This window comes from Sphingobacterium nematocida, assembly GCF_900168125.1.
In the GTDB taxonomy this organism is placed as follows: Bacteria; Bacteroidota; Bacteroidia; order Sphingobacteriales; family Sphingobacteriaceae; genus Sphingobacterium; species Sphingobacterium nematocida.
In genome coordinates this window covers 57,419-73,908 of sequence record NZ_FUZF01000001.1, presented here as the reverse complement: position 1 = coordinate 73,908, position 16,490 = coordinate 57,419, and the positions used below count along the sequence as shown (strand labels likewise).

The window sequence follows — 16,490 nt, the reverse complement described above, 5'->3', positions numbered from 1 at the left end:
TGGTTGAAGAAACTATTGCTGAATATTGTTTACATACCTTTTACCCCGAGCATTTAAAATATCCGAGATATCTTCGTAAGGCAACTCAATAACGGTAACACCTTCTGAATAGGGTTTGATCTCATATTCATTATAGTAGATAATCAACCTGTCTTTTGTGAGTCCAAAGTTATCATTTAATGCGAATATTCCATCTTCAAAGAAAAAATCTTTGGTCAATGAGCTGGTGTCGGAAAGGCTTTCCTGTTTGCGAAATTTAGTCTCCGCTTTCTTGGTCAATTCAGTCAGTTTGCCTGTTGCAATAATTTCCTCTAGTTTTAATTTTTTGAGACGATCGGTATCAAAAACCGTGAAAATAGTTACATGATTACCATGAGCACCGCCGGTGTATTCTTGTATAGATGTTTGTAATGTCAGAAATAGTGGTGTGTTAAGAATAATCTGACTCTGCGCTTTTTTATACCACGCCGAATGTATGGCTATGGTGCTGCTCTCCTCTACAAATTCGTTGTATCCATTTAAAAATGAAATGGCAGCTTCATCCGCATTATTTTCCCTGTCAATGAAGATAGCCTCTTGTAGTGCGTTATCGATCTCCTTGTTAGCAAAAATAGGATAGGTGATCTGATAATATGCGGTATCAATATGCGTTGAATCCCCAACAAAATAGGGGCTTATTTCCCGTTTGGTATGGTATGAATAGTCGACAGTATCCTGTAGGGCATATTCGGACGAACTAGCTGAAGACGTGGTTTTCGTTCGTTCGTTGGCACAAGATATTGTGACGAAAAAAAAAATAAAAAGTATTCCGCTACGCATTAATCTCTAAAGCTTAAACTTACATTGATCCACTCACCATCCAGCGAAGCATTATACGATTCGTAGAATTTGATAGCGGGCGTATTCCAATCTAAAACTTGCCACATCATTCCCGAAAAGTTATTCACTCTGGCATGCTCAATAGTTCGGTCCAAAAGTAGTTTTCCTATCCCCTGACCACGGTAAGGCTCGTTAACGATGAGGTCCTCCAAATAGAGTCTCCTTCCTTTCCAGGTCGAATATCGGATATAATACAAAGATAACGCCACAATCTTATCTTGATCTGTGGCGACAAATGCACCCCATACAGGATTTGTTCCAAATCCAGCATCTTCAAATTCCTCCATGCTGACGGTTACAGCATCAGGCTGCTTTTCGAAAACAGCTAGTTCCTGAATCAATTCCATCATCGCGGGACAATCTTCCCTTTGCGCCACCCGTACAACGACCCCCATTTATTTTGCCTTAAAGTGTTTGATGACACGCTTGCCGAAGAGGGTGCTTCCCAGTCTCACCATATTACTGCCTTGCTCTATCGCTAGTTTATAGTCTGAAGACATTCCCATAGATAAGGTATCAAAACTATCATCTTTACGGTAGTAGCTTACCTTGATACCGTCGTAAAGCATTTTGAGTTCATAAAACTCTTCCTTAACTTCTTTCTCTTTGTCAGTATTAGTCGCTATACCCATTAGGCCGCGTATGCGTATGTTTTTCATAGACTTAAACTCTTCGCTTTCAAGAAGTTCAATGACCTCGGGGTGATCCAGTCCAAATTTGGTGTCTTCCTGAGCAATATCTACCTGAAGTAAACAGTCTATAACCCGATTATGCTTAGCCGCATGCTTATTGATTTCAACGAGTAGTTTTAGCGAATCCACAGCCTGGATCATATCAATAAATGATGCGATGTATTTCACCTTATTGGTCTGTAGATGCCCCACCAAATGCCACCGTATGTCTTGAGGTAGTTTTTCTTGTTTCTCAACAAGTTCCTGAACCATATTTTCACCAAATATTCGCTGGCCGGCATTATATGCTTCTTGTATATCTTCTATAGGCTTGGTCTTAGAAATCGCTACCAATGTCACACCTATCGGGTTTAATTCATTTTGTGCTTCCTGAATATTTGCAGTTATGTCCATTATTCGAAAATTATTTTTTGGAGATATGATTTACAAAGGTACCTATTACAAAGGCATTTTGTAAATTTGTACAAATTTAAATAATGCAGCGCGTAAATTTCATCATTATTCCATTGTTTTTTTTGTTTATCGCCTGTGGTAAACAGAAGCCAAAGGGTATCTTATCCGAGAAGGACATGACCGAACTCATGACTGAAGTATCACTGATTGATGCTTACTTGAATACATTGCCTATAGATAGCGGACGTAAAGTAATGCCCCTATTTTATGAGAATGCATTTAAAAAATTTAAATTAGATTCTGCCGGATTCATAAAGAATATAGATTACTATTTGGGTAGTCCTATTTTGACAGAGAAGATGTATACTAGTATTGGTAAGACGCTTACAGCAAAGGACATGGAGTACCGTCGTATAGACTCCATACAGAATGTCGTGGTTCAAGATAGCATGCGTCATGCGATGCGACTGCAACGGAATACCGAAATGATGAAAAACATGATTATTAATGTACATCGGGATAGCACTGCGTATACCTATACGTTATACGGCACAGATTTTCTGTCTAAAGCAGAACTCAACCTCAATGCTTATGGCATTCAGGTGCCTGCTATAGCCCCGATATTACCTAATCCGCCACAACGTTTGGATACTCCACAGGAACAAGTTCCCGTAGAAGAAAGACTAGAAACGGTGGCGCCTGCACCCATATCTGATACGTCGAGTGTTAAGAAAGTGCTGCGAAAAACTACTAATTAATGATTTATCCTGAGAATGCGATAGAAAAACTAGGCTTTACCGAGATTCGGAACCTAGTAAAAGAAAAGTGCCTGAGTGAAGCTGGGCGACTGATGGTTGATAAAATACAACCACAAGTGAAGATGGATCAAATTGATCGCTTTTTGAAACAAACCAATGAATTCAAAAATTTGCTGCTCCATGACGCACCGTTGCCAGTGGATCATATCTATGCAATCAAACCATTAGCTGAAAAGGCTAAGCTAGAAGGTGCCTTTTTAAGCGAAGAAGAATTTTACCGTATTCTACTGTCCTTGCGGACGGTGTATGCAATCATAAAATATTTTAATGATAGAGCTGGACAGTATGCACATCTAGAATTGCTATTTGAACATCTTCCTATAGAAAAATCTATAGTCCGATCCATAGAGCAGGTGTTGGATGATAGAGGGAGATTAAAAGACAATGCCTCGAGGTTGCTGTTGGACCTGACGCAACAAATTGCAAAAAGTGAACAAGAGGCTCGTAAGCGGCTGGACAGTGTTTTCAAACAAGCGCAGGCGCAGGGATGGACGGCTGATGGTAATTTGACAATTCGAGATGGACGCATGTGTATCCCTATTCTTGCGGAGAACAAGAGAAAAGTCAAAGGCTTAATTCACGATGAGTCAGCTACAGGACAGACTGCTTATATTGAGCCCGAAGAGGTCTTTCACCTCAATAATAAAGTGAGAGATCTGGAGTTTGAACGTAGGAGAGAGGTAATCCGTATTTTGACCGATCTGACAACTGAGCTCCGTCCACATGTACCGTTGTTATTGGCATATCATGGGTTATTGACCAAACTGGATTTTGTTCGCGCAAAAGCGCTATTTGCTATCGATATACAGGCTAATATGCCTCTACTGTCCAAAGACGCTGGGATTAACTTAGTACAGGCAAAGCATCCCTTGTTATTCTTGAACTCGCTTAAGGATAGCAGCCATTCGGTGGTGCCATTAAACATTAAGATCGACGATACCGATCGGGTAATCTTGGTTTCAGGACCCAATGCAGGGGGGAAGTCAGTTTGTATGAAGACTGTAGGTTTATTGCAGCTGATGCTTCAATCGGGTCTTCTCATTCCAGCCGATGAAACTTCATCTTTGGGTGTGTTTAAGCAGATTTTTGCAGATATCGGAGACGATCAGTCTATAGAGAGCGATCTGAGTACTTATAGCGCCCATCTTTCGAAGATGAAACACTTTTCTACCTTCGCTAACGCACGTACTTTAATTTTGATAGACGAGTTTGGTACCGGCACTGATCCCCAATTTGGCGGGCCTATTGCAGAAGCGGTTTTAGAACAACTAAATAAGAAGCAGGTGAGAGGTGTTGTAACGACTCACTATTCGAATTTAAAGCTCTTTGCAAGCCATACTGCTGGACTGGAAAACGCATCTATGTTATTCGATAATCAGCAGATGAAACCCCTGTACATATTGCAGGTAGGTAAGCCGGGGAGTTCATATGCTTTTGAGATTGCGCAAAAAATCGGGCTTTCGAAAGAGATTTTAGAATCGGCAAAGCAGAAAATCGGTGTTCAGCAGAAGAAAGTCGACACACTGTTGGTTGATCTCGAGCGGGACAAGAAAGAGGTATTCGACACGAAAGTTGCCGTGAATAAGCGGGAAAAGGAACTTATTGAACTAAAGGAAAAGTATTTGAGCCTCCAAGAGCATATCGACGAAAATAAAAAAGAGATACTCCGGAAAGCTAAAGAAGAAGCCAAAGTGATTCTTAAAGAAGCGAATCGTCTGGTTGAAAACACCATTTCTGAAATTCGCTCTGTAGGGGCCGACAAGGAGAAAACTAAAGAAATTCGTTCTAAACTCAATGCATCTTTAGATAAGCACAGCACGTCGTCAGAGAAGAAATCTATACCAAACAAAGTAGATAAAAAAGAGTTAGAGGCTTTTGCTGTGGGAGATTGGATACGTATTGATGACTCTGGATCTGAGGGAGAAATCATAGAGATCACAAAAAACAATAGCTTGATTATTGCTTTAGGCGAACTTCGTACTGTCGTCAAAATGAATAGAGTAAGTAGACTGAGAAGTAAGGAAAAATCCAAAGCTATAAAAAGAAGTACCGGCGTTTCTACAGGGTCTGCTGCAGACTTTCATCCGGAGGTCGATGTAAGAGGCATGCGAACTGATGATGCACTCCATAAAATTGAACTCGTTCTGGATCGAGCCGTAATGATAGGCTATCCTTCGTTAAAGATTGTACATGGGAAGGGGGACGGGATCTTGCGGAAGTTTATTAGAGACTATCTGAGGAAATACAATCATGTGAGCCGATTTGAGGATGAACATGCGGATCGTGGTGGCGATGGCATAACCTATGCTTATATCGGTTAAGTAGAAGGTTTTTGTTTTGCATAGGATAAGATAAATTATTTTAGGAGACACAATTCTATTGTATATAAAAAGCAATTTGTCTAAGTTTGAATATAATAAGTAATTAGAACGTATATGTGGTGTTTTTTCAAAAGTTTTCCATTTATTACAGGGATGATATTATGTTTTCTCGTGGCGTGCAGCTCTTCCAACACAGTGACAGAGGTGAGCTCAGTAGCTGGTGATTATTTGTTCCAATCGGATGAGGATACCATCTCTATGTCTTTAAAGCAGGAAAAAGATTCGGTGTATGGTGATTTAAAATATGCTTTTTCTGGTAAGGACAAGAATATCGGTAAGATAAATGGATCTTTGAAAGACAGTATAATTACAGCGGAGTATAATTTTATCTCTGAAGGAATCCCTTCTGTGCGTCAGATTGTATTTAAGCTTACGGATGAAGGGCTGATTGAGGGGTACGGTGCGATCGAGGAGAGCAACGGTAAGATGATATTCAGTGATAAGAGCAATTTGAGCTTCGACCACGGTATGGTCTTGAAGAAGAGATAAATCTACTTATCCTACTTCCTTGAATTGCGACGGAGTCATTCCAGTTTTCTTTTTGAAAAATTTGGAAAAATCAGCGTGATCGTAAAAACCTAGGCGATATACAATATCTTTCATAGGTAAGTCGGATACTTTAAGTAACCTTTTTGATTCCAAGAGTAATCTATCCTGTATCAGTGAGGATGCCGAACTGTTTAGTGTTTTTTTACAGACTATGTTTAGGTAATTAGCTGTAATATTTAGTTTTTCAGCGTAAAATGATACGGATCGTTCGGTTGCAAAATATTGATTGATGTGAGTTAGGAATTTAGAAAGTATTGGTGTTGCATTATATTTTTCAAAATCTCTAAACTTTTCTTCAACAAACTTACTTAATAATAGGGAAACGAGCTTTATCCGTGTCTGTACGATATCCCAGGAGATGTTGTCTGTCGTCATCTCTTGTTGTATTGCTTTGAACTCGTAAAACAGGGATTTGTAGGCCGACTGTGAAACCTCAAATACTGGATGTGTCTGGTAATGATAAGATGTCGCGAACTGCAGGGGCGGCATAAAGCTTTCAAACCATTGGCGGCTTATCATTAATTGATAACCTATACTTTCTTCCAAGATCTGCCATTCGTGAACCTGTCCCGGAAATAGCAAATGAACCTGTTTATCTGCGATATCATATTCTATGAAATCGATAATATGTTTTCCAATACCTCTTTCGAATAGCATAATAATAAAAAAATCATGCTTGTGCGGAGATTCAATCAGACGCTCGCCATGCAACTCATGATACAATAGGTGATAATCGCTAGAGACCGTCTCACTAAATTCCTGAAGACCTAACACCGGAAAAAAGTCTGAGCTTTTACGCATGTTTAGTAAGTTTTATATAAAAATAGAAAACTTAGTGGCCATTTTGCTATCCGAGAAAAAAATATTTTTCTCGGTAGCAATAGACGTTAGATAGTGTGTAACAAGTATCTTATGAGTAATCTCTTTGTTCAAATTACCTTAATAAATTGGCGATATGGTGAAAGCCTCGTGCCTCAGCATGCTGCAAAGGCGTACGTCCCTCTTTATCGGGGATATTTAGTTTTGATCCTGCATCTTTCAAAATACGGACTATTTGCTGGTACTTCTCGCTGCCATCTCCAAGAATCACGGCCTCCATTAGCGCAGTCCAACCTAGACGATTGACATGGTCAATAGGAAAATTTTTAGTGTTCGCCAATACGCGTACCGTTTCGACGTGACCTCTTTCGCAGGCAGGAATAAGAGCTGTACCGTTGTATCTATTGAACACATCAAATTTCGCTCCGTTTGCTAGGAATAATTGCACAAGCTCAGTTTGTCCTGTAGCGCCTGCATAAAGAAAAGGACTATCGAGGTTCGAAGCTTGCAGATTGACATCGGCGCCATACTTTACCAGTAGCTCCGCTAGTGGCCGTTGTTTATTGTTCGTTGCGATTAATAGTAGCGATCGTCCACTTTCATCTTTGGAATTTACATCGGCACCTTTGGTTAAAGCAGCTTGTACGGCGGGTAGATCTACATTATTTACAGCGGTAAGAATATCAGATTGTTGCATTTTATTGTCATTTAATGGATGCTCGGGTTGTTTGGAGTGGCAAGAAGCTGTCGATATAACAAATACGAGTAAGAGAAGTATTGTTTTCATATTGTCTCCCATTTAGTAAACAATATGACCGTTATACACGAGCGATTTAACCTCCGAGATCCGGGATACAGCTTCCGCAGAGCAACTGGCGTCGATCAGGACGAAATTGGCTTTATCACCGATTTTTGGCCATTGCTGTTGACCTTTGTCGTCTAAAGGCACAATACCTACGGTGGCGAGCTTGAATGCTCGGGATAATCCGTATTCGGACGAATAGCCATATAACTGAGCGGCTAGATTTGCCTTTTGCAACACACTTCCACTTCCAAAAGTATTCCAGTGATCAACAATACTATCATTGCCCAACATTACTTCAACACCGTGTTTTAATAGGGTGGGGATAGGCATAACCACTCCGCCAAAGGGTACTGTTGTCACGATTCCAATTTTTGATTCGGCTAGTTTTTCAGCCATTTCCTCTTGTTTGGTTTTGTCGATACGCCCTAAAATGAAGGTATGACTTAAATAAGTTTTACCTTTCAACGCCGGGTTTTCATTGACTTTATCGATAAGGTATTCGACCGTTTTCAACCCAGACTCGCCAGACTCATGCAAGTGTATATCGATCCCCTTAGCATGATCCAGGGCCAGTTGTACCGTAAAGTCGATTGTTTTTTCTATAGCACCATCAATGCTGTATGGGTCTACACCACCAATAAAGTCAATATCCATTTTGGCAGCTTCCTTTAGATAAGGAACAGAATCTGTATAAAATACGCCGTGTTGAGGAAATGCTACAAGTTCTGCGCCGAAGCTTGCTTCTTTGTTTTCTAATGCCTTTTGAAGGTTCGTTAATGACTCTAGCTTGGAGGTGGGCTCTATATTGACATGACTTCGTGCGAAGGAGGTCCCTTTAGATTGAAGCAGTTCGATTAGTTTTTCGGCTTTAAAAGTCGAGTGCTTCAAGAGTTCAGGAAGCATTTGTTGTTCGAGCGCAATCATCCCTTTAACACCACCACTGCCGCGTCTTACCGCTTGCCAGCGCTCACCGTAATACGTTTTGTCCAGATGAATGTGCATATCCTTGAATGAAGGAAGCATAAGAAGACCTTTGGCGTCGATGGCAGTAGAGTCTATCTGGTTCGGACTTATCTTCGTGATTTGACCGTTTTCTATTTCGACGGAGAAAAGAGCTGTTTTTGTCGCTATTACATCGTTGCCGTCGTATTCGAAGCCAGTTTCCAGTCTTACGTTTTTTAAACTTAACTTGTTTTTCATGGTCTGAAGTTCTTTTTTTTGAAAACCTGCCGCCGTCAAGCCGTTAGATCCTAGTGACATACCGGCTACTGCTAGAGCGGAGTTTCGGATAAAATTTTTACGTGATATATGGTCCATATGCCTTGTTCTTTTTTCTGAAAGTGTCAGCCTTAAAATACATTAAGGGCTTTCGCACAATGTTTATGATACTTTGGAAATTCAAGCACCCACCCGATAAAACCCAAGTTTGGTTCATACCTGTTGCTGACTTCAACAAATCATGAAAGTTATAATCAAAGTTACGATAAAGACTCCACTCACTTACAGGGCGTTTTATTACAACATCTGTATGATTTATTGATTCTAGGGGTAGATTGGGGAGTTGTAGGGTCAAAAAACAGGTACAGCGATGTTGAAAACTAGAGTTTTTATTTTAAGTGTTTTTTTAATTTTCTTTTTATTTTGCAACCAGGGTAAAAACCGAGTTTGTTGCCTTCCCTTGACCGGTGATGAAGGTACGCAGAAAATAAGGTCGGCCATAACAATATTTAGAAGATGACATTTGAAGATTTACAACAGTTATTTTATCAGGGAGAACTCGATTTATTAATAGAACAGGGCGAAGCGCATATCAAAGCTAATCCTTCCGATCTAGAGAGTATTATATTACTCGCCGTCGCCTATCATGATCGGGTTTATGAAAAGGGGCACGAAGCTGTTTACGACGCAATACAAGAGCGCGTAATACCCTATTTTCGAAAGGTATTACAAGTACATCCGGACCATCAAATCGCGCTTTACAACATTCTTGATTATCCTTTAGGAAATCAGTTCAATTTGTTGCAAGTGGGCCATATCAAACAGCACATCACATCGGATAATAAAGCGGAGTTTCTGGGCTATGCAGACCGATTGATAGCCGATGAATCAAATGCGGTGTACGGCTATGACAGTAAGGTTAAGATCTACGAGTCATTGGAGGATTATACATCTTTAATCGAGACTATAGACCTTGCTATTAACTATTGTCAGGAGGCATTTGCTTTTAATCGAGAACTGAGGGATAGAAATACTTCTATTTTCTGGATGAAGAAAGTGTACGTATTGGATCATACCAAAATGATTTCACAACAGGAACTAATTTCCATTATCAAAGAGGGGATAGACCGATTTGTGAGTGGTGCAGAGTATAACTATACTGACTTGGCTGAGATGGCATTCGAAGCCAATGAAATTGATCTTGCATTAACCATCCAGTTGAAGTTAATTAAAGGAGACAATAGCAGTCCTGTGATCCAGGAGAAACTGGCCCTGTGGCACCAAAGGTTTGATACTTTAATCAAAGCTGGATATAATAATCCAGCGGTATATTATTACCAGCTTATTATAGAACGTAGTTATCCCGACGAACTAGGCGTTGCTGCTGATTTTTACTACAATCATGCATTATCTATTATCGAGTTGGTTCCAACGAGTTTTGCAGGATATCATTTTGCAGGTACCTATCTTTTTGAAAATGAAAGACCACAGGAGGCGCTTCCACTATTGGACAAGGCGCTACATTTAGGCGCTGGTGCTACTACTTGGCGTAGAAAGGTAATAGCTAGCTATTTGACAAAACGTGAAATTGTGAATGAGGTGCCCGAGTTTAGCGATTTGCCGCGGGAGTTATATAATGATGCCATTGAATTGGATGATTTTGTCATGGAAGTGGAGGCAGTCCCCGATCGAACCTCAATGCGTAGATTAAGTTTGGCGTTGTATGAACAAGCATATGAAGCTTTTCGTACCTATTTTGAAGAAGACAAGTATCAGAGTGATTATTACGGTGGTCTTCACAATCGAGCTATGAATTGTAATAACTTAGCGATTGTTCAGGCCCATTTCGAAGATTATGGTGTAGCGGCGGCCACTGCAGCAGAGGGCTTGGGGTATTCCGAGTTTGAAGAACTTCATCACACCCTCATCGATGCCTTGCGCAAAAATCAGGATTTTGTCGGATTGCAGCAGGCATTACGCATTTATTTTGCGAATTATAGTGCCGAAGAGGTTTCTTTTTACAAACATGTTCAGCATTTGGCCAGTCAGATTGAAGCCGATTATGAATTAGGTACTTCAGACGATATACAATCCGATGCCGAACAGACGCTGTATATGATTTATGATCATCATATTTATACTCCTGTAATCAGTGATTATGACTTTCGTGATTTCGAAGCTGCAAAAAATAATGTTGAAGGCATCATCTATCGATTAATGGAAGACGAGCCTATCGCTGAACGGATAGCTTATTACGAGAATACGGCACAACGTTATCCAAATGAAGCACATGCCTATTATATACTGATGCAATACTATAATGAAATTGAAGATTATCCACGTATTAATCAAGCTGCAAAGTCCTATTTGGAGAAAAAGCGGGATTTTCTCTTAGACGACTTTGATCGTGCAAAGACCATCTATATGATTGTCAAAACGGATTATTTCACAAATAGGTTGGTCGATGCAAGTATGCTGTTTGCTCAGGAAGACTCAACATTGCAAGGTGTTATGGATCCCGAAGACTACATCCTTTGGCTAGGGTATGGAATAAAAGTATTTGGAAAGTTAAAAGATAAAGATCAAGTCCTGCTATTGTGCAATCGCTTAGATACGATTTATACTACGCAGGAGTGGTCTTACGACCAAGAATTAGAGGACGCTTATCTGATCAAAGCGTTAGCTTACTACGAGGCTGGATCTCTGAAAGAAGCACATGCCATCTTGGACTATGTCTGCTCGTTCGACGATCATTCTGAATTAGCTCAAACTTATAAAAACACTTGGCGAAAACCTGGATTTTTTGCTAAACTCGGTTTTTAGTCCCCATATGAAGTCATCCTGTATACTATTATTTATAGTATACAGGATTCAATGGTATCATTCTTCATAGAGGCGTTCTGCCGCTATTCCATTTACAGCTAGGCTGGAAATGATTTCGGTATGATCCAGATGTATTCCTTCTACAATAAGTAGGTTATAGGCCGACTCAAAATCGATTTTCCAATGACGGATCTTCCTGATTTGAGTTAGCGCAATTTGTACCAGATGTGCCGATTGAGGCGTACTGATATTCGTTTCAAAAATTAGTTTCTCCATGATTATAAATGTTTAAATGAAAGGTTTCTGATTGCTCTCCACTCGCGCTGATAATCTTTCAAGGCCTATTCGATGTAATAGCAAATAATATTTTAAGTTACTTATTATCATTGTTATATCGAACTGTTCTCTTGAAAAATGTAACATCCCTGCTGAAAAATGTAATATCTTTTCGCTGTAGTTTTTTACTTTCGATATTCGTGAATGCAACGCTTTTTACATAAGTTTGGTCGTGTAACTTTTTATTTTACTATTTATGCCGCACTATATCGTTTATGTCATCCTAGGTATTCTTACTACAGTAGTAATAGGGCTGTTGATATATGGCTTATCACTACGACGTGAAAATCAACGGATGAAATTGGACGGCAGACGTAGGGAAGATATCTACAAGCGAATGAATGATAGGCTGGAGGATGTACACCGGATAGAACTTAATCCACATCTTCTAAAGAATTCGTTGAATGCTATTTTATCACACGCTTATCAAACCTATTTTACCATGGACAAATTAGCGCAAGTGTTGGATTATGTGCTGTATGAGAGTCCCAATAAATTGGTCTCTCCGAAAGAAGAGATCGATTTCGCGCTTAACCTGATTGAAATAAATAAAGTGAAGTTAAGCCCGCTCTTTGATATTCAGGTTAGAGTTAATATCGACGAAGAGAGCGAACCACTGTATCTCGCGTCCGTAATGGTACCGTTGATTACGATCGACTTGATTGAAAATGCTTTTAAACATGCGGATATTCAAGGCGCAGATTCGTTCATTGCGATTGACATCAGCTTCGAAGGAGGCATCTTAGAGGTTACCGTGAACAATAAGATATCTAAAAAATCCCCATTAGCAAAACGAAAAGGGGGAATAGGGAGTAAGGCTTTTGAGGAGCGTTTGATGCGATATTATAGCGGTAGGCATGAGTTGAAGCGTTTCGTAGAAGACGATGTGTACAGTGCCTATTTACAAATCAAGTTGTATGAAATCTAATAAGCTAAAGTGTGTTATCTTGGACGATGAGATTCCAAGTCTAAAATTTCTGAAGATACTTATTGATCAGGTCGAAGGCGTAGAGATCGTCAAAGCTTTTAATGACCCGTTAATTCTTATCAAGGAGTATAAACAGCTGGATTTTGATTTTTGTATTTTAGATATTGAGATGCCACAGCTTACAGGTTTCGATCTAGCCGAGATATTACAGGATTATCCGATCATTTTTGCGACAGCTTACAAACAATATGCGAGTGAGGCATTCGATATCAATGCCGTCGATTATATCACCAAACCTATTTCACTACAACGCCTAAAACAAGCTGTAGATAAGGTGAGATTGCAGTTTTCTAAGAAGTCGACCGCGATAACCTATGCGCAGTTCAATACAGATCGTGGTAAGGCGCTTATTTATTTTGAACAGATTCTATTTGTACGCAATTCAGATGTTGACAGCCGGGACAAAATACTGTTCTTCGAAGACGACAGTTCGGTCATGCTTAAGAATATTAGTTTTGATAGTTTATTGGCTGTATTGCCGCCGACTGATTTTGTACGTATCAATAAGCAGGAAATAATCGCGCTACGAATCGTGAAGTTTTTTAATTCGGAGGAGATTATTACCACGATAAAAGATTCTTCAGACAAATTGTTGGTGTTAGGGCTTAGTGAGACCTATCGGAAAGCTTTTCTTCAACTGGTTACCGCAGGTTAATTACATTTTTTTGCGGTTTCATTACATATTTCCCCAAACATTTTGCGCCACCGCTCCAGCCCTAAAACATAATGGTATTTTTGTGATTCAATCTATATTAAGTAGCGGTACATGATTATGAAGAATTATAAGAATACGATATTTTATGTGATTTTGGTAGGCAGTCTACTTGCTGTTATGTACGCTGTGATTACATTGGGTACAGGTTTGGAGCAAGGCGAGCGGGTACTGAATAATGGTCAGCAAGTAGGAGCATGGCGGGATTTCTTAGATTCTCTTCATCATAGCTTAAGACATCCTTTAGCTATTTTATTAGCTCAGATTGTTACGATCATTATCGCAGCCCGTATCATGGGCTGGGTGTGTATAAAGATTAAGCAACCTGTCGTCATCGGCGAGATGTTAGCAGGTATTATCCTGGGCCCTTCTTTATTAGGGCTACACTTTCCTGAAATTTCGAACGTGTTATTCCCCGTAGATTCGCTGAATAATTTGCAGTTCCTTAGTCAGATCGGACTTATTCTGTTTATGTTCATCATTGGGATGGAACTAGATCTCAATGTGCTTAAGAATAAGGCACACGACGCCGTCGTTATATCGCATGCCAGTATTATTATTCCCTTCACATTGGGCGTTAGCTTAGCTTATTTCCTTTATCAGCACTATGCACCGACTAATGTCGAGTTTTTATCATACAGTTTATTCATTGGTATCTCAATGAGTATAACGGCGTTTCCGGTGCTAGCACGGATCATACAGGAACGCGGTCTACAAAAGTCCAAGCTTGGGGCTCTGGTGATTACCTGTGCTGCCGCAGACGATATTACAGCTTGGTGTATTTTGGCTGTAGTCATCGCGATTGTAAAGGCGGGGGCTGCGACGAGTGCTATTTTCACGATCCTCTTAGCGGTTGCTTACGTCATCATCATGATCAAGATTGTACGGCCGTTTTTATTGCGTGTGGGAGAGGTAAGTTCCTCCAAAGATAGTTTGGGGAAACGAGAGGTAGCCATATTTTTTATCGTTTTGCTTCTTTCAGCCTTTGCAACCGAAGTAATCGGTATACACGCTCTATTTGGGGCTTTTATGGCTGGCGCTATAATGCCGGAAAGCACTCGTTTTAGATCCCTGTTTATCGAGAAGATTGAAGATGTAGCAGTGTTATTGCTTTTGCCTCTATTTTTTGTGTTTACAGGGCTACGTACACAGATTGGATTGCTCAATGATTCAGAACACTGGTTGATAGCAGGTGTTATTATCCTCGTAGCCGTAGTAGGTAAATTTGTAGGTAGTGCTTTGGCAGCACGTTTTGTAGGGCAAAACTGGAAGGATAGCTTAAGCATCGGTGCATTGATGAATACCAGAGGGTTGATGGAGCTTATTGTATTGAATATCGGTTATGATTTGGGTGTATTAAGTGCTGAATTATTCTCGATGATGGTTCTGATGGCCTTGGTGACGACTTTTATGACAGGACCATCATTGGATCTGATCAATAGGGTATTTAGAATAAGGAAAAGTACGCTAAGTGCCAAAATTCAAGATAAAACGAAATTTAAAATATTACTCTCTTTTGCTAAGAGCAGCACTGGGATCTCCCTATTCAAGTTGGCGAACGCCCTCACAGCACATTCCAAGAACAATTCGGTGATTACAGCATTACATATAGCACCATCTAATGAGCTTCATCATTATGAGGTCGAAGAACAGGAAGAAGATAGCTTTAGAGACATCAAAACGGTGGCAAAAAAACTGGAACAATCGGTCCTACCACTTTTTAAGATATCCAGTGATATTGACACGGAGATCATAGAGACAACCCGCGAAGAAGGAACGGATTTGCTTTTGTTAGGCGTCAGCGAGTCGATTTACGAAGGAAGTATTTTAGGTCGTTTCTTGGATTTTACTTCACGCATTATCAATCCGGAAAGATTACTACATACCGTTAAACAGGCAGAATCTCCGTTCTTAGCGTATAGTAGAAATGATCAAATCAATGCACGAGTGACCTCTTCTGTAGGCATTTTGATTGATAAGAATTTTACTGCTGTGGACCAAGTGATTGTTCCTGTGTTTGAACAAGAAGATATATTCTTGTTGAGTTATATCCACAAACTGATACATAATAGTAATTCTCAAGTTATCGTTGTCGATTTTAAAAACTCCTTGAAAAGCAATGAGGCATTTCGCGAAAAGCTCCGTCAGATCGAGCAACAAGCTCCCAATCACCTGGTAGTCTATACGGAGCCGGAATTGACGGACGATATTTGGCAAAAGCAGGATTTAATGTTAATCAATTTGGCTGTCTGGGAAGAGTTGGCCGCGCAGGAAACAATCTGGCTAAAGAATGCTCCTTCGACGCTTTTGCTTATTGATAAGAAGAAATAATCTACTGAATATCAGTTGTTATTCGTGGTTTATTTAAATAGCGTTTAAAAATAGTTGCCACCTCATTGTCTCGAATTCATCTATTATTACGTTATAATTCTTAGATTTGATCAATATTTGACGTGCTAAGTGTTGTAGAAAATAATAAGATGGACCAAATGGTTTTGGATTTCCAAGCTGGTAAGCCAGAGGCTTATCAGGATCTATTCCATCTTTTTTATCAGCCACTTTGTTTATTCCTCACTAAAATGGGATTGGATAGTTTCGTTGCGGAAGAGATAGTACACGATACTTTCTTGAAGCTTTGGAACAAAAGTGACGACTTCTTTGAACTCAACAGTGTTCGGTCTTTCCTCTATGTCAGCTGTAAAAATGCTGCGCTTAATTTATTGGATAAAGAGAAAAGGCTACGTATCAAAGAAGAAGGCTATAAGTATAGCCAGGAGTGGGTTGATCTTCCGGTGACCCAACAGATTATTTACACCGAGACTATACAAGAGCTGCATGCTGCCATTGACAGACTCCCGGATCAGTGTCAGAAGGTGATGCATTTATTGTTTGTCGAAGGCTATACACCTCAAGAGGTCGCTGATCAATTGGAGGTTAGCACCAGTACGGTGTACAATCAGAAAATGCGTGGTGTTCAGTTGCTTCGGAATATCTTAGACAAAGATCAATTGTTTGTTTTCATGCTTCTTTTTGCGGATGTCATCCACTCTTCTGTAAAATAAAAATACTGATTACTA

Annotated in this window: 15 protein-coding genes; 8 read left to right on the top strand and 7 right to left on the bottom strand. The window is 39.9% G+C overall.

Annotated elements, in window-relative coordinates; translation table 11 throughout:
• Positions 1-12 precede the first annotated feature (12 nt).
• The 3 genes from B5X76_RS00340 to B5X76_RS00330 are packed head-to-tail and all read right to left on the bottom strand — an operon-like array spanning position 13 to position 1,964.
• Positions 13-819, bottom strand: coding sequence for a DUF3298 and DUF4163 domain-containing protein (locus B5X76_RS00340; protein ID WP_079640437.1), 807 nt, complete (start codon positions 817-819; stop codon positions 13-15).
• On the bottom strand, positions 819-1,274 hold the full coding sequence (locus B5X76_RS00335) for a GNAT family N-acetyltransferase (protein ID WP_079640436.1): 456 nt from the start codon (positions 1,272-1,274) through the stop codon (positions 819-821). Before B5X76_RS00335 ends, B5X76_RS00340 begins: the two co-directional genes overlap by 1 nt.
• Entirely contained in the window at positions 1,275-1,964 is a 690-nt protein-coding gene (locus B5X76_RS00330; RefSeq protein WP_079640435.1) for a YggS family pyridoxal phosphate-dependent enzyme, read from the bottom strand.
• Between the two features lie 83 nt (positions 1,965-2,047).
• Between B5X76_RS00330 and B5X76_RS00325 the strand changes: the two genes are divergently transcribed.
• The 3 genes from B5X76_RS00325 (at position 2,048) to B5X76_RS00315 (ending at position 5,652) form a co-directional block, all read left to right on the top strand.
• On the top strand, positions 2,048-2,722 hold the full coding sequence (locus tag B5X76_RS00325; protein WP_079640434.1) for a DUF4296 domain-containing protein: 675 nt from the start codon (positions 2,048-2,050) through the stop codon (positions 2,720-2,722).
• Positions 2,722-5,103 (top strand): endonuclease MutS2, encoded by a 2,382-nt coding sequence (locus B5X76_RS00320; protein WP_079640433.1) that lies wholly within the window; start codon positions 2,722-2,724, stop codon positions 5,101-5,103. The genes B5X76_RS00325 and B5X76_RS00320 overlap by 1 nt, the downstream gene beginning before the upstream one ends.
• 153 nt (positions 5,104-5,256) lie before the next feature.
• Positions 5,257-5,652, top strand: a complete 396-nt coding sequence (locus tag B5X76_RS00315; protein ID WP_139375156.1) for a hypothetical protein — start codon at positions 5,257-5,259, stop codon at positions 5,650-5,652.
• Between the two features lie 6 nt (positions 5,653-5,658).
• Here the strand turns inward: B5X76_RS00315 and B5X76_RS00310 are convergent, their stop codons facing one another.
• The 3 genes from B5X76_RS00310 to B5X76_RS00300 form a co-directional block, all read right to left on the bottom strand.
• Positions 5,659-6,513, bottom strand: coding sequence for a helix-turn-helix domain-containing protein (locus B5X76_RS00310; RefSeq protein ID WP_079640431.1), 855 nt, complete (start codon positions 6,511-6,513; stop codon positions 5,659-5,661).
• 133 nt (positions 6,514-6,646) lie between these two features.
• Positions 6,647-7,318 (bottom strand): ankyrin repeat domain-containing protein, encoded by a 672-nt coding sequence (locus tag B5X76_RS00305; RefSeq protein WP_079640807.1) that lies wholly within the window; start codon positions 7,316-7,318, stop codon positions 6,647-6,649.
• 12 nt (positions 7,319-7,330) lie between these two features.
• Positions 7,331-8,653 carry an amidohydrolase gene (locus B5X76_RS00300; protein ID WP_079640430.1) on the bottom strand — a complete coding sequence of 441 codons (1,323 nt, stop codon included), beginning with the start codon at positions 8,651-8,653 and terminating at the stop codon, positions 7,331-7,333.
• A gap of 417 nt (positions 8,654-9,070) precedes the next feature.
• Between B5X76_RS00300 and B5X76_RS00295 the strand changes: the two genes are divergently transcribed.
• Positions 9,071-11,377 carry a hypothetical protein gene (locus B5X76_RS00295; protein ID WP_079640429.1) on the top strand — a complete coding sequence of 769 codons (2,307 nt, stop codon included), beginning with the start codon at positions 9,071-9,073 and terminating at the stop codon, positions 11,375-11,377.
• A gap of 57 nt (positions 11,378-11,434) precedes the next feature.
• On the opposite strand, the gene B5X76_RS00290 is transcribed toward B5X76_RS00295, so the two are convergent.
• On the bottom strand, positions 11,435-11,653 hold the full coding sequence (locus tag B5X76_RS00290; RefSeq protein ID WP_079640428.1) for a hypothetical protein: 219 nt from the start codon (positions 11,651-11,653) through the stop codon (positions 11,435-11,437).
• 256 nt (positions 11,654-11,909) lie between these two features.
• Between B5X76_RS00290 and B5X76_RS00285 the strand changes: the two genes are divergently transcribed.
• The 4 genes from B5X76_RS00285 (at position 11,910) to B5X76_RS00270 (ending at position 16,475) form a co-directional block, all read left to right on the top strand.
• Positions 11,910-12,641 carry a histidine kinase gene (locus B5X76_RS00285; protein ID WP_079640427.1) on the top strand — a complete coding sequence of 244 codons (732 nt, stop codon included), beginning with the start codon at positions 11,910-11,912 and terminating at the stop codon, positions 12,639-12,641.
• Positions 12,631-13,356 carry a LytR/AlgR family response regulator transcription factor gene (locus tag B5X76_RS00280; RefSeq protein WP_079640426.1) on the top strand — a complete coding sequence of 242 codons (726 nt, stop codon included), beginning with the start codon at positions 12,631-12,633 and terminating at the stop codon, positions 13,354-13,356. The genes B5X76_RS00285 and B5X76_RS00280 overlap by 11 nt, the downstream gene beginning before the upstream one ends.
• Before the next feature lie 117 nt (positions 13,357-13,473).
• Positions 13,474-15,744: a cation:proton antiporter gene (locus B5X76_RS00275; protein ID WP_079640806.1), complete on the top strand. Its 2,271-nt coding sequence runs from the start codon at positions 13,474-13,476 to the stop codon at positions 15,742-15,744.
• A gap of 149 nt (positions 15,745-15,893) precedes the next feature.
• Entirely contained in the window at positions 15,894-16,475 is a 582-nt protein-coding gene (locus B5X76_RS00270; RefSeq protein ID WP_079640425.1) for an RNA polymerase sigma factor, read from the top strand.
• Positions 16,476-16,490: the final 15 nt, after the last annotated feature.

Coding starts and splice junctions, on each gene's coding strand:
- B5X76_RS00285 (WP_079640427.1), top strand. CDS start 11,910: ATGCCGCACTATATCGTTTATGTCATCCTAGGTATTCTTACTACAGTA.
- B5X76_RS00320 (WP_079640433.1), top strand. CDS start 2,722: ATGATTTATCCTGAGAATGCGATAGAAAAACTAGGCTTTACCGAGATT.
- B5X76_RS00300 (WP_079640430.1), bottom strand. CDS start 8,653: ATGGACCATATATCACGTAAAAATTTTATCCGAAACTCCGCTCTAGCA.
- B5X76_RS00310 (WP_079640431.1), bottom strand. CDS start 6,513: ATGCGTAAAAGCTCAGACTTTTTTCCGGTGTTAGGTCTTCAGGAATTT.
- B5X76_RS00325 (WP_079640434.1), top strand. CDS start 2,048: ATGCAGCGCGTAAATTTCATCATTATTCCATTGTTTTTTTTGTTTATC.
- B5X76_RS00340 (WP_079640437.1), bottom strand. CDS start 819: ATGCGTAGCGGAATACTTTTTATTTTTTTTTTCGTCACAATATCTTGT.
- B5X76_RS00290 (WP_079640428.1), bottom strand. CDS start 11,653: ATGGAGAAACTAATTTTTGAAACGAATATCAGTACGCCTCAATCGGCA.
- B5X76_RS00335 (WP_079640436.1), bottom strand. CDS start 1,274: ATGGGGGTCGTTGTACGGGTGGCGCAAAGGGAAGATTGTCCCGCGATG.
- B5X76_RS00330 (WP_079640435.1), bottom strand. CDS start 1,964: ATGGACATAACTGCAAATATTCAGGAAGCACAAAATGAATTAAACCCG.
- B5X76_RS00305 (WP_079640807.1), bottom strand. CDS start 7,318: ATGAAAACAATACTTCTCTTACTCGTATTTGTTATATCGACAGCTTCT.
- B5X76_RS00270 (WP_079640425.1), top strand. CDS start 15,894: ATGGACCAAATGGTTTTGGATTTCCAAGCTGGTAAGCCAGAGGCTTAT.
- B5X76_RS00295 (WP_079640429.1), top strand. CDS start 9,071: ATGACATTTGAAGATTTACAACAGTTATTTTATCAGGGAGAACTCGAT.
- B5X76_RS00315 (WP_139375156.1), top strand. CDS start 5,257: ATGATATTATGTTTTCTCGTGGCGTGCAGCTCTTCCAACACAGTGACA.
- B5X76_RS00275 (WP_079640806.1), top strand. CDS start 13,474: ATGAAGAATTATAAGAATACGATATTTTATGTGATTTTGGTAGGCAGT.
- B5X76_RS00280 (WP_079640426.1), top strand. CDS start 12,631: ATGAAATCTAATAAGCTAAAGTGTGTTATCTTGGACGATGAGATTCCA.